The organism is Flavobacterium faecale, from assembly GCF_048320115.1.
GTDB lineage: Bacteria > Bacteroidota > Bacteroidia > Flavobacteriales > Flavobacteriaceae > Flavobacterium > Flavobacterium faecale_A.
The window spans coordinates 880,811-902,754 of sequence record NZ_CP182943.1 but is presented as its reverse complement, the minus strand read 5'-3'; the positions used below and the strand labels follow the sequence as shown (position 1 = coordinate 902,754).

The 21,944-nt window shown below is 35.2% G+C and carries 21 protein-coding genes; 8 read left to right on the top strand and 13 right to left on the bottom strand.

Going from position 1 to position 21,944, the window contains the following annotated elements:
* Positions 1 to 14 precede the first annotated feature (14 nt).
* The 3 genes from ACNH59_RS03845 to ACNH59_RS03835 all read right to left on the bottom strand — a co-directional run bounded on the left by ACNH59_RS03845 (position 15) and on the right by ACNH59_RS03835 (position 5,344).
* Entirely contained in the window at positions 15 to 3,449 is a 3,435-nt protein-coding gene (locus tag ACNH59_RS03845; RefSeq protein ID WP_418264113.1) for a hypothetical protein, read from the bottom strand.
* A gap of 132 nt (positions 3,450 to 3,581) precedes the next feature.
* A complete protein-coding gene (locus ACNH59_RS03840) occupies positions 3,582 to 4,841 on the bottom strand; it encodes an aspartate kinase (RefSeq protein WP_418264112.1) in 1,260 nt (419 codons plus the stop codon).
* Positions 4,842 to 4,858: 17 nt separating this feature from the next.
* Positions 4,859 to 5,344: an N-acetyltransferase family protein gene (locus ACNH59_RS03835; RefSeq protein WP_418264111.1), complete on the bottom strand. Its 486-nt coding sequence runs from the start codon at positions 5,342 to 5,344 to the stop codon at positions 4,859 to 4,861.
* 149 nt (positions 5,345 to 5,493) lie between these two features.
* Here ACNH59_RS03835 and fbp point away from each other — a divergent pair, with 149 nt between their 5' ends.
* Complete coding sequence (gene fbp, locus ACNH59_RS03830; RefSeq protein WP_418264110.1) at positions 5,494 to 6,507, top strand: class 1 fructose-bisphosphatase; 1,014 nt, start codon at positions 5,494 to 5,496, stop codon at positions 6,505 to 6,507.
* 72 nt (positions 6,508 to 6,579) lie between these two features.
* On the opposite strand, the gene ACNH59_RS03825 is transcribed toward fbp, so the two are convergent.
* A complete protein-coding gene (locus ACNH59_RS03825; protein ID WP_418264109.1) occupies positions 6,580 to 7,011 on the bottom strand; it encodes a TerB family tellurite resistance protein in 432 nt (143 codons plus the stop codon).
* A 351-nt stretch (positions 7,012 to 7,362) separates the two neighbouring features.
* On the opposite strand from ACNH59_RS03825, the gene ACNH59_RS03820 reads away from it, so the two are divergent.
* From ACNH59_RS03820 to ACNH59_RS03810, 3 genes are read left to right on the top strand one after another with little or no spacing between them, the layout of a single operon-like run.
* Positions 7,363 to 7,953: a HupE/UreJ family protein gene (locus ACNH59_RS03820; protein ID WP_418264108.1), complete on the top strand. Its 591-nt coding sequence runs from the start codon at positions 7,363 to 7,365 to the stop codon at positions 7,951 to 7,953.
* A 2-nt stretch (positions 7,954 to 7,955) separates the two neighbouring features.
* Positions 7,956 to 8,387, top strand: a complete 432-nt coding sequence (locus ACNH59_RS03815) for a deoxycytidylate deaminase (RefSeq protein WP_418264107.1) — start codon at positions 7,956 to 7,958, stop codon at positions 8,385 to 8,387.
* Positions 8,388 to 9,956 (top strand): S41 family peptidase, encoded by a 1,569-nt coding sequence (locus ACNH59_RS03810; RefSeq protein WP_418264106.1) that lies wholly within the window; start codon positions 8,388 to 8,390, stop codon positions 9,954 to 9,956.
* A gap of 10 nt (positions 9,957 to 9,966) precedes the next feature.
* Here the strand turns inward: ACNH59_RS03810 and ACNH59_RS03805 are convergent, their stop codons facing one another.
* Positions 9,967 to 10,581, bottom strand: coding sequence for an FAD-dependent oxidoreductase (locus ACNH59_RS03805; RefSeq protein WP_418264105.1), 615 nt, complete (start codon positions 10,579 to 10,581; stop codon positions 9,967 to 9,969).
* Positions 10,582 to 10,583: 2 nt separating this feature from the next.
* Positions 10,584 to 10,784, bottom strand: a complete 201-nt coding sequence (locus ACNH59_RS03800) for a hypothetical protein (protein WP_418264104.1) — start codon at positions 10,782 to 10,784, stop codon at positions 10,584 to 10,586.
* 537 nt (positions 10,785 to 11,321) lie between these two features.
* On the opposite strand from ACNH59_RS03800, the gene ACNH59_RS03795 reads away from it, so the two are divergent.
* The 3 genes from ACNH59_RS03795 to ACNH59_RS03785 all read left to right on the top strand — a co-directional run bounded on the left by ACNH59_RS03795 (position 11,322) and on the right by ACNH59_RS03785 (position 15,735).
* The gene (locus tag ACNH59_RS03795) at positions 11,322 to 11,906 is read left to right on the top strand and encodes a DUF3109 family protein (protein WP_418264103.1); all 585 of its coding nucleotides are present in this window, start codon (positions 11,322 to 11,324) and stop codon (positions 11,904 to 11,906) included.
* A gap of 248 nt (positions 11,907 to 12,154) precedes the next feature.
* Positions 12,155 to 13,132, top strand: a complete 978-nt coding sequence (locus ACNH59_RS03790) for a ribonucleotide-diphosphate reductase subunit beta (protein ID WP_418264102.1) — start codon at positions 12,155 to 12,157, stop codon at positions 13,130 to 13,132.
* Between the two features lie 212 nt (positions 13,133 to 13,344).
* Complete coding sequence (locus ACNH59_RS03785) at positions 13,345 to 15,735, top strand: ribonucleoside-diphosphate reductase subunit alpha (protein ID WP_418264101.1); 2,391 nt, start codon at positions 13,345 to 13,347, stop codon at positions 15,733 to 15,735.
* Between the two features lie 295 nt (positions 15,736 to 16,030).
* Here ACNH59_RS03785 and metE read toward each other — a convergent pair whose 3' ends face one another.
* Positions 16,031 to 18,355: a 5-methyltetrahydropteroyltriglutamate--homocysteine S-methyltransferase gene (gene metE, locus ACNH59_RS03780; protein WP_418264100.1), complete on the bottom strand. Its 2,325-nt coding sequence runs from the start codon at positions 18,353 to 18,355 to the stop codon at positions 16,031 to 16,033.
* A gap of 153 nt (positions 18,356 to 18,508) precedes the next feature.
* Here metE and ACNH59_RS03775 point away from each other — a divergent pair, with 153 nt between their 5' ends.
* Entirely contained in the window at positions 18,509 to 18,970 is a 462-nt protein-coding gene (locus tag ACNH59_RS03775; protein WP_220762983.1) for an Lrp/AsnC family transcriptional regulator, read from the top strand.
* A gap of 95 nt (positions 18,971 to 19,065) precedes the next feature.
* Here the strand turns inward: ACNH59_RS03775 and ACNH59_RS03770 are convergent, their stop codons facing one another.
* From ACNH59_RS03770 to ACNH59_RS03745, 6 genes are all read right to left on the bottom strand, one after another.
* Positions 19,066 to 19,527, bottom strand: a complete 462-nt coding sequence (locus ACNH59_RS03770) for a YHS domain-containing (seleno)protein (RefSeq protein ID WP_320890389.1) — start codon at positions 19,525 to 19,527, stop codon at positions 19,066 to 19,068.
* A gap of 37 nt (positions 19,528 to 19,564) precedes the next feature.
* Complete coding sequence (locus ACNH59_RS03765; protein WP_418264099.1) at positions 19,565 to 19,993, bottom strand: OsmC family protein; 429 nt, start codon at positions 19,991 to 19,993, stop codon at positions 19,565 to 19,567.
* A 4-nt stretch (positions 19,994 to 19,997) separates the two neighbouring features.
* The gene (trxA, locus tag ACNH59_RS03760; protein ID WP_418264098.1) at positions 19,998 to 20,318 is read right to left on the bottom strand and encodes a thioredoxin; all 321 of its coding nucleotides are present in this window, start codon (positions 20,316 to 20,318) and stop codon (positions 19,998 to 20,000) included.
* 30 nt (positions 20,319 to 20,348) lie between these two features.
* Complete coding sequence (locus tag ACNH59_RS03755) at positions 20,349 to 20,882, bottom strand: carboxymuconolactone decarboxylase family protein (RefSeq protein ID WP_418264097.1); 534 nt, start codon at positions 20,880 to 20,882, stop codon at positions 20,349 to 20,351.
* Between the two features lie 23 nt (positions 20,883 to 20,905).
* Positions 20,906 to 21,112 (bottom strand): hypothetical protein, encoded by a 207-nt coding sequence (locus tag ACNH59_RS03750; RefSeq protein ID WP_418264096.1) that lies wholly within the window; start codon positions 21,110 to 21,112, stop codon positions 20,906 to 20,908.
* Positions 21,113 to 21,375: 263 nt separating this feature from the next.
* Positions 21,376 to 21,819 (bottom strand): nucleoside deaminase, encoded by a 444-nt coding sequence (locus tag ACNH59_RS03745; protein ID WP_418264095.1) that lies wholly within the window; start codon positions 21,817 to 21,819, stop codon positions 21,376 to 21,378.
* Between the last annotated feature and the right edge of the window lie 125 nt (positions 21,820 to 21,944).

The window sequence follows — 21,944 nt, the reverse complement described above, 5'->3', positions numbered from 1 at the left end:
TTTTATTTAGAATATTAAAAATAAGCCCTCAATTGTATATTGCCCGTGTGGATGGTTTTACTAGTCTCACTTTTCCTGCCCAAGTAATTGAAGTTGATGTCTAGAAATTGGGTGATGTTTTTTTGCAATAGTAATTTCCAAACAATATTTTGACCTGTTTGTAAGCCTTCCAACATTTGGAAACCTACAGAAGAAAATTCGTTGCCGTCGTAATTGTTTTGATAAAAAGAAACTTCACCGTTTAAAGTAATGTTTTTTGCACCTGAATAGGAAATTGCGGTTCCAAACCTATTTTGTACTAGGGTTTCTAATTCTCCAATTTGATTTTTTTTGTTTTGCAACTCATAAAAAAGTTCCCAACTGGTGTTTTTGGAAAAGATATAACTGATTTTAGGCGCCAGTTGATAGCCCTGAACGATATAATTCTTAAGGGGATAATTTTCTGAATTTACAGTTGTGGCGATTGTTTTAGTGAACAGCCCAAAGAGCCAACTCTTGCGGTACAGGTGATTGTATTGCAATTGATGGGAACTGTTAGTGGTCTCTTGGGTTCCGTTCGAGAGCAGGTTTTTAGCTTTGTTGTCTAGATAGGTATAGGTTACAGAATGGTCTTGTTTGCCACGATTGTAAAACAAACTATTTCTGAAACTGGACGTCAATCCTAAAACATTTTCAGTCGAATTGTTAAATGGATTTAGTTCGAAATTATCGCCGTTATTTTTTGTTTTTCTATTGATTAGAAAATTGGTTTGGTTGTAAAAATAAGAGGCTAATTTTTGAAACCCTGTTTTGTTTTGCCATTGCATTGGATTGAAAATTAAGGATTGTGAAAACTTTGTTTGATGCGTTTTTACATAAACCAAATTGGGCAAAAAGACCTGAATGTATTTTGCTTGGTCTAGGAAAGGAGCGATTTCAAATTCTTGTAGTTCTTGAATGCCGTTATTGTTATAATCATTCCACATATAAATACCTTGTCCGGCTTCTACTTCTAAGAAAGTGTATTCTTGTTGTGGTAGTGAGCCTGAGTTAGTTTCATACGCTGAGGTCGTTTGAATCAATTGATTAAAAAAGCGGTCGTTAAAAACGACTCTGGAGTTTAAGGTAGATTCTTTTCTTTTGGTTGAGTTATCGTAGTTGAGTACTCTGTAATTTGCATAAACGGTCAAATCACTGGTGTTGGTTTGAATTAATTTTGATTTCAAAAAGTATGAATTGGAATGGTTGACTCTTTGTAAAATAGCATTTTGAATACTGTCATTACTTCTTTTTAGAAGGCCTAGTTCAACAAAAACCTTGGTGCTGTCACCTCGCCCTATTAAAAAACCGTATTCATTAAATCGTTGGCTTAAAGTGGCAAATGCATTGGTGACTTTGTTTTTGGATTGATTGTCTTCTAGACGGTTACTCACGCCTGCCCAGTTTTTACCAAAATGATAACGCAGCTGTGATTGATTTCGGATAAAAGTTGATTTATTTGCAGTGGCATCACTGTTAAGATAACTTCCATAGGTGTTAAAAGTCCAATTTTTCATTTGTAGCATACCATTCAAAAGATGTCTGTTTCCAGAAAAGTTCCCTGAAAAATCTAGCTTTTCAAATTGATAGGTAAAAGTGGCGTTGTTCTCACTATTGTTTTTGGGATTCAAAGTAAAATTCATTCCAGAGGTTAAAAGACTCTGGTCTCCAAACAAAGCGGTTTCAATATTCCAATCTCTATCAAACTCGATGGTATAAACTCGTTCTACAGAGCTAAACTCTTTTTGGATGAATTGGTATTTTCCAAAGGCATCAATATTCCATTTGTTAGAATACAAACGTTGTTTGGTATTGATTTTTCCACTCAAACCTTGGTTGTTGGTGTCATCAAGAGTAGAGAATAGATTTTTATCATTGTTGCTCATTCCTATTTCAAAATCAATGGCTGTCTTCTCAGATGGATTGTATTTGCCTAAAAAAGTTGCTACCTGTACTTTGGTAGGAGGGACAAGTTGAATGACTGGTTCGTAATTTCCTTGTGGGATATTATTAATAGGTGCTACAAAGCTGTAGATTTTGGAGATACCGGAACTGTTTTGTAAAATATAATTTCCATTATTGTTTCCAACTAAACTGAAACGAACATTGAAGAGTTCTTCATCAGGATTGTTTGAGTATTCATAGTAAGTAATATTATTAGCGGTTCTTAGAGCGTACAAAATTTTGTTTTCAGAATAAGTATCAGAATAGGCAGAGGGAGCTGTCATTAATAAAGGGTCATCACCAGCAGTTGCTAAAATCTGGACTTGTTCCTTAGAAAGACTTTGTTGAACCGGTTGGTTTTTTACATCATTTTCAGAATACAAATAACCAGCAAGACTCCATTTTTTATTTTCGTGTGAAGCACCTGCGTAAGTAACAAATCTTGTGTAGTTTCGATCTGTATATTGGTATTCTATGGCGATTCTCATTTCAGAAGTAATCGTAAATAGAGGCGTGAATGTAATTTCTCCAGCATTATAGTCAATAGTGTAATCATTGTTTTCACCTCTTTTTAGTTGGCGACCGTTGACATACACACGCTCTGATCCCGAAATGACTAGCACATACAATTCTCCACTTTGTCCTTTCAATTTATAAGGTCCTTGATTGCCTTCGATACCATTAAAATTGCTTTTGGCATATTGTCCTCGAACCAAAGCAGCAGATGCAAAAACATTGGTTTTATTCTCATCTGTTCCAAAGTCAAAATGAGCGGCCAATCCTTGTACCTTTTTATTGAAAGTAAGAAATTGCGATTGATGGTTTTCTAGGAAAATGTCTCCCGCCCGAATGTTCCATTTGTCGCTAAATAGCTCCATGAATATGTTGTCAAACTGATCTAGTTTTTGGGAGTAGCCTCCATTTTGTATAGGAATGTTGCTGTCTTGTAATGAGGCTCTAAGGCTTACTCTGTCAGATATCTTTCCTGTGATTTGAAGGTCTAAATTGGAATTTAAAACCGCATTTTGATTGCTGCCTATGGTTACGCCTCTAGTAATGCTTCCGGAGGTGTTTAATCCGTCAAAAGGAGCGTTTTTATTATTGGATTTGCTGCCTATTTTGTACAGGGGTTGGTTAGAGATGTCATTTTCTACCACACTGCTTGGATCATAAATTTGATATTTTTTGGTTAAAAAATCAGGGTAGTTTAAATACTGAATGCTGATGGAGTCCTGTTTAGAATCCAAAAAATCTTCCTTAAGAAGGAGAATTCCTCTTTCAAAATCAACCAAATATTGAGAACTATCAATTAATTGACTTTTGTTATTTGTCAATCGGAAATAGGAAGAATTGATGCTAATGGTTTCGATGACTATTGTGTCTTTAGTAACGAGGACTTTCTTAGTTTTATACAAAGATTGATTCTCTTGTGCGTAAGTCCAAGAAAATGAAATCAATAGGGTAAAAAAAAGAATCTTTCTCCACATAGCGTGTATAACGTCAATAGTTCAAAAGTAGTGTATTCTGCAGAATTAAAGTAAATAGAAAGGGGCTAAAATCGTAAAGATAGTAGCCCCTTTTTATTTGTTCCCCAATTAATTTTGGGTATGACGTAAAAATTATTGTTTTTCGCTAGTGATAATTTGCATCGTCTCTGTACTCACTTGTTTCAAGATCACAATTTTATCTTTTTCTACCATTTCTGCTGCTTGGTCGTTAAAGTGTCTGATGGTGTATAAAGTCACATGCTCGTTATAATCTACCTTGAATCTCTTTGATAGTAAAGCATTTACATCTTGGAAATTCCCGAATTTATCTTCCACACAAACAGAGAAACTAATCGCAGAGTTCTGAATTAAGTTGACCTTAATTTTATATTCATGGAATAAAGCAAAGATTTCACTGATATGCTCTTCCATGATGAAAGAGAAATCAATTGATGAAAGCGAAATCAAAGTTTGATCTCTTTTTACAATAAAACATGGTAAATAAGGTTCTAATGCAGCGCCTTTAGTAACAACAGTTCCTTTTAACAACGGATTGATAAAAGATTTTACATACAAAGGAATTTCCTTTTTTTGTAGCGGTTGTAATGTTTTTGGGTGAATTACAGTTGCTCCGTAAAATGCTAATTCAATTGCTTCTCTATAGGATATTTGGTTTAGCAAACTTGCATTTTCAAAATATCTTGGATCAGCATTCATGACTCCAGGTACATCTTTCCAGATGGTTACACTTTCTGCATTCAAGCAATATGCAAAAATAGCAGCAGTATAATCTGACCCTTCACGGCCTAAGGTAGTTGTAAATCCATTTTCGTCAGAACCTAAGAAACCTTGGGTAATGTTTAAGGTTTTTCTTTTTACATTATTGGCAATGTTCTTTTGTGTCAATTCCCAGTCTACTTCGGCATCTCGGTAGTTAGCATCTGTTTTTACAAAGTTTCTAACATCAATCCATTGGGTTTGAATTCCCATGAAAGACATATAGTGACTTAAGACCGTTGTAGAAATCAATTCTCCAAAACTTACTACCTGATCGTAAACAAAGTTGTAGTTAGGAGATTTGTTGTGAGACAAAAAGTATTCTAAGTCAGTAAACTGAGCATTTACGGCTTGGAAGACTTCATGGTTTTCGTCTTCAAACAAATCCAAAAGGATTTGGTTGTGGTATTTTTTTACTTCTTGAACAGATGATTGTAATGAAGGTGATTTATCAAAATAATCTTTGATAACTAACTCTAATGCATTCGTAGTTTTTCCCATAGCTGAAACTACAAGCAACACATCTTCATAACCTACTTTTTGTAAAACATCGTAAACATTCTTGATTCCTTCAGCGTCTTTTACAGAGGCGCCACCAAACTTAAATACTCTCATGTTCTTAATTGGTTTTTTTATTTTAATTTAATTTTTTTTTTGGCAAAATTAATAATTCTCGATTCATCTAGTCTAACCAGTTGCCATTCTTTTAGAATTTCAGCTCCTGATTGTACATAAAAGTCAATGGCGGCTGTGTTCCAGTCTAAAACGTTCCATTCTAGGCGTTTCACTTGTTCTTGTTGGGCTAAAAGCACCATTTGTTCCAAAAGCTTTTGACCTATTCCATTTCCTCTTTCTGATGCTGTTACGATCAAATCTTCTAGGTGGATACTTTTCCCCTTCCATGTAGAATATTTGAAATAATACAAAGCCATTCCAACGATTGTATTGTTGTTTTCGGCAACAAAAACACCAAATAAAGGATGCTCTCCAAAGCCATCTTGAATTAAATCCTCGGCTGTAATTTCTACTGCCTCAGGCTCTTTTTCAAAATGAGCGAGTTCTTGAATCAATTCTAGAACAGCATTCATGTCTTGAGGAGTTCCTTTTCTAATGATCATTTTGGATTGGTTTTGTATTTTTATAACAATCTGTTAAATTATTATTTCAGCAAATATACAATACTAACAAATTAGGTTTGATTTATTATTTTCCTTTTCACAAAAAAAGCGATATTTGTGACTTCAAACTAACTACAACGATTTCTTAAATGGAAGAACGCAACAGAACACTCGGAGAATTTATTATTGAGAACCAAAATGCTTTTCAATATTCATCTGGAGAATTATCCCGAATTATCAATTCCATTCGCTTGGCTGCCAAAGTGGTGAGTTATAAAGTGAACAAAGCAGGTTTAGTTGATATTACCGGAGCTGCTGGGGAACAAAACATTCAGGGTGAGGACCAACAAAAATTAGACGTCTACGCCAATGAAATTTTCATTCAAACCTTAATCAATCGTGAGATTGTATGCGGAATCGCATCAGAGGAAAATGATGATTTTATAACGGTAAGAGGTAATGACAACAAGCATGCTAATAAGTACATTGTATTGATGGATCCACTTGATGGCTCGTCAAATATTGATGTAAATGTTTCAGTAGGAACTGTATTTTCAGTTTACAGAAGGATTACTCCAATTGGAACTCCTGTTACTATAGATGATTTCTTGCAACCAGGAACTTGTCAAGTAGCAGCAGGTTATGTGATTTATGGTACATCAACTATGTTGGTATACACAACAGGTCATGGTGTAAACGGTTTTACACTGAATCCTGCAATTGGAACATTTTATCTATCGCATCCTAATATGCAATTTTCAAAAGACGGAAACATCTATTCTATCAATGAAGGGAATTATATACAGTTTCCGCAAGGAGTAAAAGACTATATTAAATACTGCCAATCGGAAGAAGGAGACCGCCCTTATACTTCACGTTATATTGGAAGTTTGGTTTCAGATATTCATAGAAACATGATAAAAGGAGGGATTTATATTTATCCAACAAGTTCTAAAGCACCAAATGGTAAATTACGTTTGTTGTATGAATGCAATCCAATGGCTTTTATTGCAGAGCAAGCGGGTGGTAAAGCTTCTGATGGTTTTGGTCGTATCATGGAAATCAAACCGAAGGAATTGCATGAAAGAGTGCCTTTCTTCTGTGGAAGTTATAACATGGTTGAAAAAGCAGAAGAATTTATGCTAAAAGCGAGTAAAGAATAGGTATGCTAGGCAACTAATACTAAAAAAGCTCTTGAATTTCAAGAGCTTTTTTTAGTATATAGAGATATTGTATTATTTATACATGTTTTGCATTTCATAAGCAAAAGTGTCAAAATCTACATTTTTGTCAACCAAAGAAAGTGCTTTGGCAACAATATAGTTTACGTTGCTTGGAGTGAATCCTAAACCAACTGCAATTTTCTTTAAAACAAGCTCTTGCTTGTCTCCTAATTGATGATCAACACGAACCATTCTTACTAAATCATACAAACGCTCTAGTCTTTGAGTGTATAAGTAAGGTGGGTTTATTGGGTAAATTGCTGGGTTTTCTAAAATTTCTTCGTATTCAGAAGCTGAAATTTCAAGTTTCGTAGCTAATTTGTCCAAAAAGTTTTTTTCCTCAGGCGCTACAGTACCGTCGGCTAGAGCAACACGAACAATTGCAGAAAAGTGACCTTTATTTCTTTGTTTGAATTCGCTATCAAATAAATCTGAAAATGACATAATTATTGTTTTTATATTGGGCAAAGATAATTCAATTTTTATTTTTTTAAATTCTAATTGTTAAAATTTTAATATAGAAATACCTATCGATGCTTAAAAGTTTAATTTAGATACTGAAATTCGGGATAAAGCCGTTATTGTTTGGAGTTTGATCGTATGTTGGATTTCTTTTTAGACCTTTTAAATATAGGGGTTTGTGAATTGATAAGAGTATATAATAAGTAATAATAGCAAACGTTTAATATGTATGCACTCCATCTGCCTCGGTTGAGTCATTTTTTTATGACAATCGTCGATTTTCAAAATAAATTGTATGTTTACAGTCCCATACCGAGTTAATAAACAAAACCTATGTCGCAATTTTTAATATATTTTCAATTAGGCTTAAAACATATCTTAGATATTTATTCTTATGATCATGTTTTGTTCTTGATTGCTTTGTCAGTTCCTTTTAGTTTTAAAGATTGGAAGCGTATATTGTTATTGGTAACACTATTTACATTAGGACATACAATGTCATTGTTATTAGTAGTATTTGAGATTGTCGCTATCAAAGTGAGCGTGGTGGAAATGTTGATTCCAATAACAATACTAATAACGGCGCTTTTTAATCTTTTTACAGCTGGGAAAACCAACAAAAAAGAAAGTGTCAACTTGATTGCTTTTATAACGTTGTTTTTTGGAATTATACATGGATTGGGATTTTCAAGTTATTTTAAGTCAGTGTTGGGGAATGAGTCCACTCGGTTGTTGCCTCTTTTGGAATTTTCATTAGGGATTGAAGCGGGTCAATTGGTAGTGGTAATTGTGACCTTGATTTTGTCTTATATTGTGCAAACATTCTTTCGGTTTTCTAAGAGAGATTGGACATTGGTCATGTCAGCATTTATAATTGGGGTAGTTTTACCAATGATATTGGAAAGTAAAATTTGGATTAGATAAAAATGGAAAAACATAAACTAAATAAATATGATAAAGCTTATTTGAGAATTGCAACGGAATGGGGGCTTTTGTCCTATTGCAAACGCAAAAAAGTAGGTGCTATTATTGTCAAAGATAGAATGATAATCTCAGACGGATACAACGGTACGCCTTCAGGTTTTGATAATTGTTGCGAAGACGAAACCGGTTTAACGCGTTGGGATGTTTTACATGCTGAAGCAAATGCTATTTTAAAAGTAGCTCGTTCTACCCAATCTTGTGAAGGAGCTACCTTGTATATTACACTTTCCCCTTGTAAGGAGTGTAGTAAATTAATTCATCAGTCCGGAATAAAAAGAGTGGTGTATCAAAACGGTTACCGCGATGACTCTGGAATTCAATTTTTAAAGAAAGCGGGTGTCATCGTTGACCAAATTGTCGATTTAGAAGAATAAATGAAATTCAGTTCGAAATATCTTCCTTTAATTTTAGGAGCTACTTTGGCTTTGGCTTTAGGCGTGCTGCTAGGAGAATGGATTCAATCTACTGGTGAAAATCATTTTTTAGCCAAAAGCACTTCCAAAAGCAAACTTAATAAATTAATAGATTTTATCGAAAATGACTATGTTGATGACGTTAATACCGATTCGATAGTAAATCTAACCGTGGATAGAATCATGGAACAGTTAGACCCTCATTCGGTCTATGTGCCGCCCAATGAGCAAGTTCGTGTAGAAGAAACCATGAGAGGAGATTTTGTAGGGATAGGGGTTAGTTTTTATATGTATAGAGATACCTTGGCAGTGATTCGACCTATAGAAAACGGGCCTTCAGCTAAAGCTGGAATTAAAGCAGGGGACCGTATTCTCTATGCTAATAAGACCAAACTTTTTGGTCGCAATTTATCTTCAGATAGTTTGTTTTCAATCTTAAAAGGAACTCGTGGTTCAGCGGTTCAATTAATAGTTTACCGAAAATCACAGCAAAAAAAGTTTTCTATTAACTTGAAAAGAGATGTGATTCCGTTAAAAAGTGTTGATGTTGGGATGTTGCTAGAAGCTAAAACAGGCTATATTAAAATCAATCGTTTTTCTGAAACAACTTATCGCGAATTCAAGGCTAGTCTGCTAAAATTGAAAAGCTTAGGTGTGAATAGTGTAATCCTTGATCTCAGAAATAATGGTGGGGGCTATATGGAAGAAGCCATTGCTGTAGCAGATGATTTTCTAAAAAAAGACCAGCTTATTGTTTTTACAAAAAATAAGAAAGGGGTAATTCAGAAGACCTTCGCTACCGATAATGGTATTTTTGAAAACGGTAAAGTGGTTGTTTTAATTAATGAAAATAGCGCTTCGGCTAGTGAGATTTTGGCAGGAGCTATTCAGGATAATGACCGTGGAATTGTAGCGGGAAGACGCTCTTTTGGAAAAGGATTGGTACAGCGCGAAATGAATTTTGAAGACGGTTCCGCTGTAAGATTGACTGTGGCAAGGTATTACACGCCTACAGGTCGTTCTATTCAAAAATCATATAAAAAAGGGAACGAGTCTTATTTTAATGAATCCGAAGCTCGATTTTTGTCTGGAGAATTGTATGCCAAAGACAGTATTAAAATTGCCGATAGTTTAAAATTTAAAACACCTAAAGGGCGAATTGTTTATGGAGGTGGAGGTATTGTGCCAGATGTATTTGTGCCCATTGAGATTGAAGACCCTAATGTCAATTACTTGATGCGATCAGGAATGGTCGGGAATTTTGTTTTCGAACAATTAGACTTGCATCGGGCAGAATTTAAGCAAATCTCTTTAGATGCCTTTAGGTTAAAAATGAAGAAAGAAGACAAGTATTACAATGCATTTCAGCGTTATGTGTACAAAAATAGAATTGCACTTAACCTTGTAAAAAATAAAGATGTTGTAAAACGGTTTTTAAATGCTGAGTTTGCAAGGCAACTATACGGCGATGATAAGTATTATGAATTGCTTTTAAAAGAGGATAGGATGATTCAAAAAGTATTGAAATAAATAAGCTTTTTTATTTTTCTCGAATACTATCATGTGAATGTGTTTGCTCTCCTTTGTTCCACAAAGTGAGTATGTCAGTTGCTACAGCAGCTCCGCTTCCAGCCGCTATAGTAAGTTGGCTTCTCCAACCCGCTAATGTTCCTATAACATAAATGCCTTCCGTTACTTTATGATCCGTATTGTGTAATTGAATTCGGTTTTTTATTGGGAGTGCCTTTTGGTGAGGTTCTACATAGTCCATTAGGCCGTCAATCGCAAAAGTGTTTGCTGAGCCAATTCCAATTACTACTATTTCAGTTTTGTAACTGCCTTTGTTGGTGGTAATGGTTAAGTTAGGGTATTCACCTGCTATTTTAAGCACTTTTTCGTTAGGGATTTGAATAATATGCGGATATATTTCCGATAAATGAGTGGTGGAGCTGCTAAGTAATTCAGTTCCTAAAGTCCCAGGCGCGATTCCGTATGCATTATTGAAAATGGCATCTTGAAGCGCAGAGGCTTTTTGGTGAGTGATAATGCCAATTGTTTTGTCCTTTGCAAAAGTTTTGTGTTGAGCAGAGCCTAATACAAGTGCGCAAGAAATGCCGGATACACCACCGCCAATAATTAAAACGTTATATTTCATTGTTATTTGTCGTTCGTTTTCTCTTCAATTTTTTTTGACATTTTAAAAATCAAAAGAATCAAAACGGCACAAAAGGAAGCTGCAATTCCGATAAACGCCACAGCGCTATCACCTTGAAAAGGATCTTTAAAATCTAACATTGAGATGTTGAAGATTATTAGTGCAACAGCTAAAAACACTAATATGTTGATAAAGATTTTCATAAAAATATTTTTTGTTTTAGGTAAAGGCTTGTTTTTGTTAGGGTATTCCGTTTTGTATTGTAGCTTGTAAATGCCTTTACATACGATTTTAGGGGGTAAAATTATAAAAAAAATGTTTAAATGGATAAACCTTTAACATAAGCAGTAGATAATTTAACAGCTATAGCCAAGAAGAAATTTTTAAAAATTTACTGGATTAGTCTGATGCTATTTTATGCTAACGATTTTTGTTATCTGAGATGATTTCAGTACAAAAGGATCAGAATACTATTTTAAAAATAAAATCTTAACTGTAAAGCTAGGTAGAATAGACATGGTTTTAGTTCTTGCTATAATTGAAAAACAATGAGGGTTCGTATCTTTGATTGGTGTTTAAAGACAGTGTGAAGCGGAACTTCGAAAAAGTCGCAATGGCTGTCATCCATGACTTATAAAATGTTGTTTTCTCTTTGCAATATGTTAATAGCACCGATTTCCACTTCCGATTTGTATTTGTTTGATTACCTTTGCACTTTATAAATACAGTTAGTAGAGTCCATGTTTCAATTAGGAAAAACCATTGTTTCTGAAGATATTTTAGAAAAAGAATTTGTTTGTAATTTGTCTGCCTGCAAAGGAGCCTGTTGTGTTGATGGAGATGCAGGAGCGCCCTTAAGCGAGGAGGAAACTAAAATTTTGGAGACCATTTATCCTAAGGTAAAACCATTTCTTCGCAAAGAAGGGATTGCAGCTATTGAGGCGCAAGGTACATGGACAAAAGGAACCGATGGGGATTTAGAAACACCGTTAATCGATAATAAAGATTGTGCCTATGTGATTTTTGATGGTAAAACAGCTTTGTGCGGAATAGAGCAAGCCTACAATCAAGGATTAGTAGATTGGAAAAAACCAGTGTCCTGCCATTTGTACCCGATCCGGATTAAGGATTTTACCGAGTTTGCAGCTGTGAATTATGACAAATGGGATATCTGTGATGACGCCTGTTCGTTAGGTAAGGAGCTGGAGGTTCCAGTGTATAAGTTTGTCAAAGAAGCCTTAGTGCGTAGATTTGGAGAAGACTGGTATGCTGAGCTAGATTTAGTGGCTCAGGAATGGAAAAAACAAGGCTCAAAAAAACCGTAAAAACCTTTGTTTGTAGCTTATAAAACAGTATGTTTTAAAGTCAAATTCTTCGTTTGTCTATTTTTAATTAGTTGATAAATAGAAAGTTGCAAATTGTATGAAAAGCGTTGCTTATTTTGTTCTTTGTTAAAAACTAGGGCGTTTTGTGGATAAGTTTGGCTTTTTATAATCGCATTATTTTTCAATCTTTGTAGTTCACAGAAATCTTTTATTTTAGTTAAAAATTTAATAAAAAACACACAATAGTAATGTCGCAAGTAGAACCTATTTTACAAGAGAATAAAAATCGTTTCGTAATTTTTCCTATCAAACACCATGATATTTGGGAGTTTTATAAGTCAATGGAGGCTAGTTTTTGGACAGCTGAAGAAATCGATTTGTCACAAGATTTAAATGACTGGAATAATAAGTTGAGTGATGATGAGAGGTATTTTATTAAACATATTTTAGCTTTTTTTGCAGCTTCTGACGGAATTGTAAATGAAAATTTAGCGGAAAATTTTGTGAATGAGGTACAATATGCTGAGGCAAAATTCTTTTATGGTTTCCAAATTATGATGGAAAACATTCATAGTGAAACCTATTCATTGTTGATTGATACCTATGTTAAAGATGAGGCTGAGAAAGATGAGTTGTTCAACGCTTTAGAAGTTTTTCCAGCGATTAAGAAAAAAGCGGATTGGGCTTTAAAATGGATTGAGTCCGATTCATTCGCAGAACGTTTAATTGCTTTTGCAGCAGTAGAAGGGATTTTCTTCTCAGGAGCATTTTGTTCTATCTATTGGTTGAAAAAACGTGGTTTGATGCCAGGTTTAACTTTCTCTAACGAATTGATTTCTCGTGACGAGGGAGTTCACTGCGATTTTGCGGTGCATTTACACAACAACCATTTAGTAAATAAAGTGTCTAAAGAAAGAATCAGAACTATCATTGTTGATGCTTTAAATATCGAAAGAGAGTTTATTACAGAGTCATTGCCAGTAAGTTTGATTGGTATGAATGCTACTTTGATGACGCAATATTTAGAGTTTGTTGCTGACAGACTTTTGGTGGAATTAGGTTGTGATAGAGAATACAACACTTCAAATCCATTTGATTTTATGGATATGATTTCGTTGCAAGGAAAAACAAATTTCTTTGAAAAGAAAGTAGCTGAATATCAAAAATCAGGTGTGATGAACACCGATGAAGATGGTCAAAAAATTAGTTTCGACGCTGATTTTTAATTGATTTACCGCTAAGACGCTAGGGCGCAAAGAAGAGAAGCTTTGACGTTTTCAAGTGATTAGTAGTAGAACAAATATAAAACACATTGTGCCTTTGCGCCTTCGCGGTGTAAAATCACAAGTAATACCCGGGATTAGTTTCCCAAAAACCAATTAACAAATACCCGAAAAATAGAAAAGGGATTTTCTGTTTTTTAAAAACAATCGAGCTTATGTATGTAATTAAAAGAGATGGTAGGAAAGAACCAGTAATGTTTGACAAAATCACAGATAGGATTAAAAAACTATGCTATGGTTTGAATGATTTAGTGGATGCTGTGAAAGTGGCAATGCGTGTTATTGAAGGGCTTTACGATGGAGTTTCGACATCAGAATTGGATAATTTAGCGGCAGAAACAGCGGCGTCAATGACTATCGCGCATCCTGATTATGCACAACTGGCAGCTCGTATTGCTATTTCAAATTTACATTCAAATACAAACAAATCGTTCTCAGAAACGATGGACGAAATGTATCATTATGTAAATCCAAGAAATGGTCAAAAAGCGCCTTTATTATCTGAAGAAGTACATAGAGTAATACAAGAAAATGCAGAATTCTTAAATTCGCATATTATATATAATAGAGATTTTAACTACGATTACTTTGGTTTTAAAACACTAGAGCGTTCGTATTTATTGAAAATCAATGGTAAAATCGTAGAGCGTCCGCAACATATGTTGATGCGTGTGTCTGTGGGGATTCACTTAGATGATTTAGAGTCGGTTTTAGAGACTTATGACTTGATGTCTAAAAAGTTCTTTACCCATGCAACGCCTACATTGTTTAACTCTGGAACACCAAAACCTCAAATGTCTTCTTGCTTCCTTCTAGCAATGAAAGAAGATAGTATTGATGGTATTTATGATACGTTGAAAAACACGGCCAAAATCTCGCAATCTGCTGGTGGTGTAGGACTTTCTATTCACAATGTACGTGCTACGGGTTCTTATATTCGTGGAACGAACGGAACTTCGAACGGAATTGTTCCGATGTTGCGTGTGTTTAACGACACGGCTCGTTATGTAGATCAAGGTGGAGGAAAACGTAAAGGAAGTTTTGCTGTTTATATTGAAACTTGGCATGCCGATATCTTTGACTTCTTGGACTTGAAAAAGAATACAGGAAAAGAAGAAATGCGTGCTAGAGATTTATTCTTCGCGATGTGGACTTCGGATTTATTCATGAAGCGTGTACAAGAAAACGGAAACTGGACTTTAATGTGTCCTAACGAATGTCCAGGATTGTATGATGTTTATGGAGAAGAGTTTGAGGCTTTATATACAAGTTACGAGCAAGCTGGTAAAGGTAGAAAAACCATTAAAGCACACGAATTATGGGAGAAAATTCTAGAATCGCAAATCGAAACTGGAACGCCATATATGTTGTACAAAGATGCTGTTAACCGTAAATCAAACCAAAAGAACTTAGGAACGATTCGTTCGTCTAACCTATGTACAGAGATTATGGAATATACTTCTGCTGATGAGGTGGCGGTATGTAACTTAGCTTCACTTTCGTTACCAATGTTTGTTGAAAACGGGGAATTTGATCACCAAGCGTTGTTTAACGTAACCAAACGTGTAACAAGAAACTTAAATAAAGTAATCGATAGAAACTACTATCCAGTTGTAGAGGCAGAGAATTCTAATTTACGTCACCGTCCTATTGGTCTTGGAGTGCAAGGTTTGGCTGATGCTTTCATTATGTTGCGCATGCCGTTTACGTCAGACGAAGCTAAAAAATTAAATCAAGAAATTTTCGAAACACTATATTTCGCAGCCGTTACAGCTTCGATGGAAATGGCTAAAGAAGAAGGTCCTTATTCAACTTACCAAGGTTCACCGATGTCTCAAGGAGAGTTCCAGCATAATTTATGGGGAATTCAAGACGAAGAATTATCAGGTCGTTGGGATTGGGCAGGGTTAAGAAAAGAAGTATTGCAACACGGAGTTCGTAACTCATTGTTAGTAGCGCCTATGCCTACCGCTTCTACTTCTCAAATTTTAGGAAACAATGAAGCATTCGAACCATATACTTCTAATATTTATACTCGTAGAGTACTTTCAGGAGAATTTATCGTTGTAAACAAACACTTATTGCACGATTTAGTGGAACGTGGATTGTGGAACGAAAGTTTGAAACAAGAAATCATGCGTCATAATGGTTCTGTTCAAAATATCGATGTGATTCCGCAAGATTTGAAAGATTTGTATAAAACAGTTTGGGAAATGTCAATGAAAGATATTATTGATATGTCGCGTCAACGTGGGTATTTTGTAGATCAATCACAATCATTGAACTTGTTCATGCAAAATGCTAATTACTCTAAATTGACTTCGATGCATTTCTACGCTTGGCAATCAGGATTGAAAACAGGAATGTATTATTTGAGAACAAAAGCAGCAGTTGACGCTATCAAGTTTACCTTAAACAACGATAAAAAACAACAACCCGTTGCCGAAGAAGTGAAAACGGACTCTATTGATATTAATGAATACAAAAAGATGATTCTACAAGCCCAAGCAGGCGGACCAGAAGATTGTGAAATGTGTGGTTCTTAAATATTTTTATAAAATAGAATAAAGAGTAGAGTATATAGAAAACAGCTATCCAATTTTGGGTAGCTGTTTTTTTTTGGAGTTAATCTCGTTTTTCCTTTCAATCAACAGATGGATGTTATTTTTATGTAGAGCTTATATTATCTGCAAAAATCTGCAAAATCTGCGTGCTTATTTTTCATGCAGATTTTTGCAGATGAGGCAGATTTTATGTAAGAGTAGTAATAGGATTGGTTCAGATTCTAATTAGTAACAGAAAACATCTGTGATAATCTGTGAAATCTGTGTTTTTCCTTTTTTACACCGTCTCCAATTTCTCCACAGCCAAACGCATTTTTTTAGCAGCGTTTACCATTTCGATTAAGGCTTTTTTAGTTTCATCCCAATGACGTGTTTTTAAACCGCAATCTGGATTTACCCAAAGTTGGTTGGCTGGAATCACCGCTGCCGCTTTTTCTAGCAAATGAACCATTTCTTCATGAGAAGGCACACGTGGCGAGTGAATGTCATAAACGCCTGGTCCAATTTCGTTAGGATAGTTAAAATCAGCAAAAGCATCTAGTAATTCCATTTGCGAACGCGAACATTCAATCGTAATCACATCGGCATCCATATCGGCAATGTTTTGAATGATGTCGTTAAACTCACTATAGCACATATGCGTGTGGATTTGGGTGTCGTCAGCAACACCACTAGCAGAGATTCTAAAAGCTTTGATTGCCCAGTCTAGATACTTTGTCCATTCTTCTTTACGTAAAGGCAATCCTTCACGGATAGCAGGTTCGTCAATCTGAATAATTTTGATGCCAGCAGCTTCTAAATCCACTACTTCATCTCGAATGGCCAAAGCGATTTGCGTACAAGTTTCCGACCTTGGTTGGTCATCACGTACAAACGACCATTGTAGGATGGTAACAGGTCCCGTTAGCATTCCTTTGACCCATTTAGGAGTCAATGATTGTGCATATTCAGCCCATTTAACTGTCATTGGAGCAGGACGAGAAACATCACCATAAATAACGGGTGGTTTCACACAACGGCTACCATAACTTTGTACCCAACCGTTTTTGGTAAACGCAAATCCGTCCAGTTGTTCACCAAAATATTCCACCATATCATTGCGTTCAAATTCACCGTGAACTAAAACATCAATTCCTGATTTTTCTTGAAAACGAATCGTTTCTTCGGTTTCCTTTTTTAATAAAGCATCGTATTCTTTTTCAGTTAAATCTCCTTTTTTGAATTTGGCTCTCCAGCTACGCACTTCTGGCGTTTGTGGGAACGAACCAATAGTTGTCGTTGGGAACAACGGCAATTGCAAAGCTTTGGCTTGTTTTTCTCTTCGAATAGCAAAGATGCTGTTTCTTTTAGAGTCATTTTCTTCAATAGAAGCTACTCTGTTTTTAACCGCTTCATTGTGAATGATGGTCGCTGTTTTTCGTTTGGTATTCGCCAAAGAATTGGCTTCAAATTGTGCTTGGTCATGCTCTGTGATTTCGCCTGAAGCCAAATTGCGAAGTACCACGACCTCTTCAATTTTTTGTTTGGCGAAAGCCAACCATTGTTTTACTTCTGCACTTAGATTTTCTTTATTGGTTTCCAAATCCAAATCGCAAGGAGAATGAATCAATGAACAAGAAGGGGCTATCAAAACGCGGTCGGTTCCTAAAGCATCAATCGCTTTTTGAATCAAGGCTAAGGATTTTTTGAAATCATTTTTCCAAATGTTTCTACCGTCAATCACTCCTAACGAAAGTTTAGCAGTAGGCGCTAATAATTTCGAATCTAAAATATCGTCCAATTGCAATGGACAACGCACTAAATCCAAATGAAAAGTATCAATGGGCAAGGATAAGGCTGTCGCCAAATTTTCGCCAAAACAATCAAAATAATTCGCTAGATTGATTTTGATATTAGGGAATTGCGCATGGATTTGGTTGTAGGTGTAAACCAATGCTTGGCGTTCTTTGTCGGTAAGGTTTAGGGCTAAAAAGGGTTCGTCAAATTGAATGAAAGTCGCACCTTCATTTTCTAATTTGGTTAGGATTTCGAAGTAAACAGGAAGAAGTTTCTCTAGTAAGTCAATTCTGTGGAAACCCGCTTCTTTTTCTTTTCCTAAAAGCAAATAAGAAACGGGACCAATCAATACGGGTTTGGTAACAATTCCGATGGCTTTGGCTTCTTTAAACTCTTCAATAATTTTTTCCGAAAACAAATAAAATTCTTGGTCTTTGGTGAATTCAGGAACAATATAGTGGTAGTTGGTGTCAAACCATTTGGTCATTTCCATCGCAACTACGTCTTGATTGTTTTTTTGTGCGCCACGAGCCATGGCAAAATACAGGTCTAAGAAAGTGTTGGTTTCGGCAAATTCATGGTAGCGTTTTGGAATGGCACCCACAGTTAAACTCAAATCCAAAACTTGGTCGTAAAACGAAAAATCATTGGAAGGAATGTAATCAATTCCTGTTTCTGATTGTAATTTCCAGTTGGCTTCACGAATGTTTTTACCTACTTTCAAAAGTTCATCAGCAGGAATTTTTCCTGACCAATACAATTCGTTTGCTTTTTTTAATTCTCTTTGGTTTCCAATTCTGGGATAGCCTAAATTATTTGTTTTCATATCTTAGTATTTTTTACTTTACAAATGTATTGTCTTGGTAATTAATACTGAATTAATGAGGTTTATTAAGTAAATTAAACTGTAAAAGTGTATTTTTGAAGTTTTTAAAACTAAAACCTCTCTCATAAACTAACTTTTGCCGTAAATTATCCTATGGAAAATCTAGATGCTACCGACATTCAAATCCTAAAACGACTACAAGCCGACTCGAATATCAACATAAAAGAGCTAGCTGCCGAATTATTCTTGACTACAACTCCTGTTTATGAACGCATCAAAAGACTCGAACGCGAAGGATATATTATGAAATATGTGGCTTTGTTAGATAAAAAGAAACTGAAACTAGGGATGACGGTTTTTTGTAATGTGCGGCTAAAAGAACATGCTCGAAATGTAGGAGCTAATTTTGTAAAAGATATTGTTGCCTTGCCTGAAATTATCGAATGCTATAATATAGCAGGAGATTATGATTTTATGCTGAAAATTCTAGTCGAAGACGTTGCGAGTTATCAAGATTTTGTCATGAATAAATTATCAACTATTGAGAATATTGGGAATACCCAAACCATTTTTGTAATGGGGGAAATCAAGAATAGTACGGCTTTGCATTTTTAGAAAATTCTATAAAATAACAAACCGAAAATCCATAACTAAAACAACGTACAATTGTTTAGGGATATGAATTTTCGGAAAAAATAAAAAAGGTGTTTTTATTTAATAGTTGCCCATTTTTTATCAATAGCTTTAAGGTATTTAGCTTCGTCTTTGTTCCAAATATCTAAAGTGTTTACTTGTTGTCCGTTGAAATCACCGTTAAAGAATAAGTATAATTTGTTATCGACAATTTTGAAAGTTTCAGGATTGATAGAGAATTTCGAATCTTTTTCAGCTACACCCCAAGCGCAGTATCCGTTACATTGTGGTGCATATTTTTGAGGATTTGCTTTGAATGCTTTTGCATTGGCTTTAGAAGCAAAATAATAGGTTGTTTTTCCAATTTTCTCAGCATTAGCTGCATTTCCTTTCGTGGCTTTGTGGTCTTTAAAATAAGATACGACGTCGTAACCACCAATGGCTAAACCTGATTTGTCTACAGCCTCTACTTGTGCAAATATACCGTTTGAAAATAAAGCGATAAACGCTACAGCAAGAATTGATTTTAAATTTTTCATTTGTTTTAAATTAAGGATTATTGTTGTTTAAATTATTTTATACTGTCAGTTCTTCTTCTGTTAACTCTTGAACCTGTTCAATATTCCATTCGCCTTCAATCATGCGATGTACATAACAGGCGTCTGCTTGTCTGAGTAATTCGGTTTTTTGTTCCTCGGTAAGGTTACCTTCAATTTTAATTTTTCCAGTAACGGTAGTTGATAGCTTTCCGTCCACGCCACGTTTTACGTTGAGTTCAAATTCGCCATCTACATCTTCGATAGGCCAGTTGTTTTTGCGAGCAATATAGCGTACAGTGGCCACCTTACACATCGCTAAACTAGAAAGGATAAAATCCTCTGGCGAAAAACCTAAATCCGTTCCTTTGCTAGTCAAAGGTTCGTCTCCTGTTACAGAATGTCTCCCGTTTGTAATGAAAGATTGGTAGCCTGATGGCAAATTTTTGATATTTATTTTCTTTCCCATGATATTAATTTTTTAAGATGTTGTTTAAGTGACTAGAGATTACGGATTTACTGTGTACTCCATTTTGAGTTCCTACAATCTCACCGTTTTTAAAGTAAAATAAAGCCGGAATGCTTCTTACTTTGAATTGAGCTGCTAGTTCTGGATTTTGATCTACGTTAATTTTTGAAATTACCGCTTTGCCATCAAAATCATTTGCTAACTCTTCAAGTGCAGGATGTAATGCTTTACAAGGGCCACACCAATCAGCAAAAAAGTCTACTAGTACGACTTGGTTGTCAGCAATTGTTTGTTCAAAATTGGTTTTATCTAAATGTTGTATCATCTTATTAGGTTTTAAAATTGGGAAAATAAATTAAAGCTTTGGAGCTAACGGAAAATCAATGGCAAAACCAGCAAGATTATGAATGTAGTTGCTTATCACTTTGTCACCCACTACAATCACGACATCGATCATGTTTTCTTCGGTATATCCAGCTTCAAAAAAAGCTGTTTTTATGGCGTCGGTTGCTTTTCCTTTGTTTTCAACAACCGATGCAGTGAATTTTACCAAAGCATCCAGTTTAGTGTCAAATGCTGCCGAACCTCTTCTTAGTTCAAGAACTTGTTCGTCTGTAAAACCATTCATTTTTCCAAGAACCGTGTGTGCTGATTGGCAATACTCACAACCATTTATTTGGCTCGTGATCAAGTTTACAACTTCTCTTTCTTTAGCTTTTAATGTACTTTTTCTGTTTTGCAATGCTAAATAATCACCAAGTGCTGTTTGGTTTTTAGCATAGTAAGCATATAAATTAGGTACAAAACCTAAACCTTTTTGTAGGTTATCAAATATAGCTTGATTGTTTGCAGATACTTCTTCTCTTGTTGGTACTGAAAATTTTGACATGATTTTAAAATTTTAAATTGTTATTAAATAAATAAGTTGATTTCATCACAGTAGTAATCTTGAATTGCTAGATTAGCACAGAAACACTCTTGTGAAATAGCGATTAACGGTGGCGTTTTTTTTGTTGGTCCAGTTAATGCTCTAAAAGTTTCTATAAGTCTGTTAATTGTTTTCATGATTACTGTTGTTATAATTTGATGGTACAAAGTTGCGCCAAAACAACAGCTCATAGTTAGTCAGGACTTCCTCAAGAGTTACCTTTTTTTCCTTTCGAACTGTTTTTTTAGTAAAAAGGGGATGTTTTTTTAAAATTTGGGGTCAGTTACTAGTCCTGCCTTTCCATAATTTGGATGCTTAGGGACTATTCTTCCATGAAATCCCGTATATGATAATTTTTTGTTCAAACAGGGAAAAAAATGAAAGAAGAGAGGTAGAGAAAATCCGTTTTAGATCTGTGTTTTCGTGATAGCGAATCTGTTTTATCCGCGTCCTACTATTTTCGTCTTTCGGTAAAGAAGCGTTTCATCAAGTCGGCAGCTTCATCGGCAAGAATGCCTCGAACTACGGAAGTTTTGGGATGTAGTCTTCCGCCCATTTTTTCAAAACCGCGATGCGTATCACTAGCACCAAAAACAATTTTCGAAACCTGACTCCAATACAAAGCACCCGCGCACATTTGGCAAGGTTCTAAGGTGACATAAAGTGTGCAATCTTTTAAATATTTGCCACCAAGGAAATTCGCTGCCGCTGTAATGGCTTGCATTTCGGCATGAGCGGTTACGTCATTGAGTAATTCGGTTAGGTTGTGGGAACGGGCTATAATTCGGTCGTTGATAACGACTAGTGCACCCACGGGGATTTCACCTTTTTCAAAAGCGATTTCGGCTTCATTCAAAGCCTTCTTCATAAAATATTCGTCGGTGAATGGATTTATCATGGAGCAAAAATACGGATTTCGTATTTGTTTTTGTTAAGGGCGATTATAATTGATTAAAGCTTTTGCTAATGCTATTGTGATAGTGTTTTTCTATAGGACATGAAGTTGAAAAGAAACACATGAAG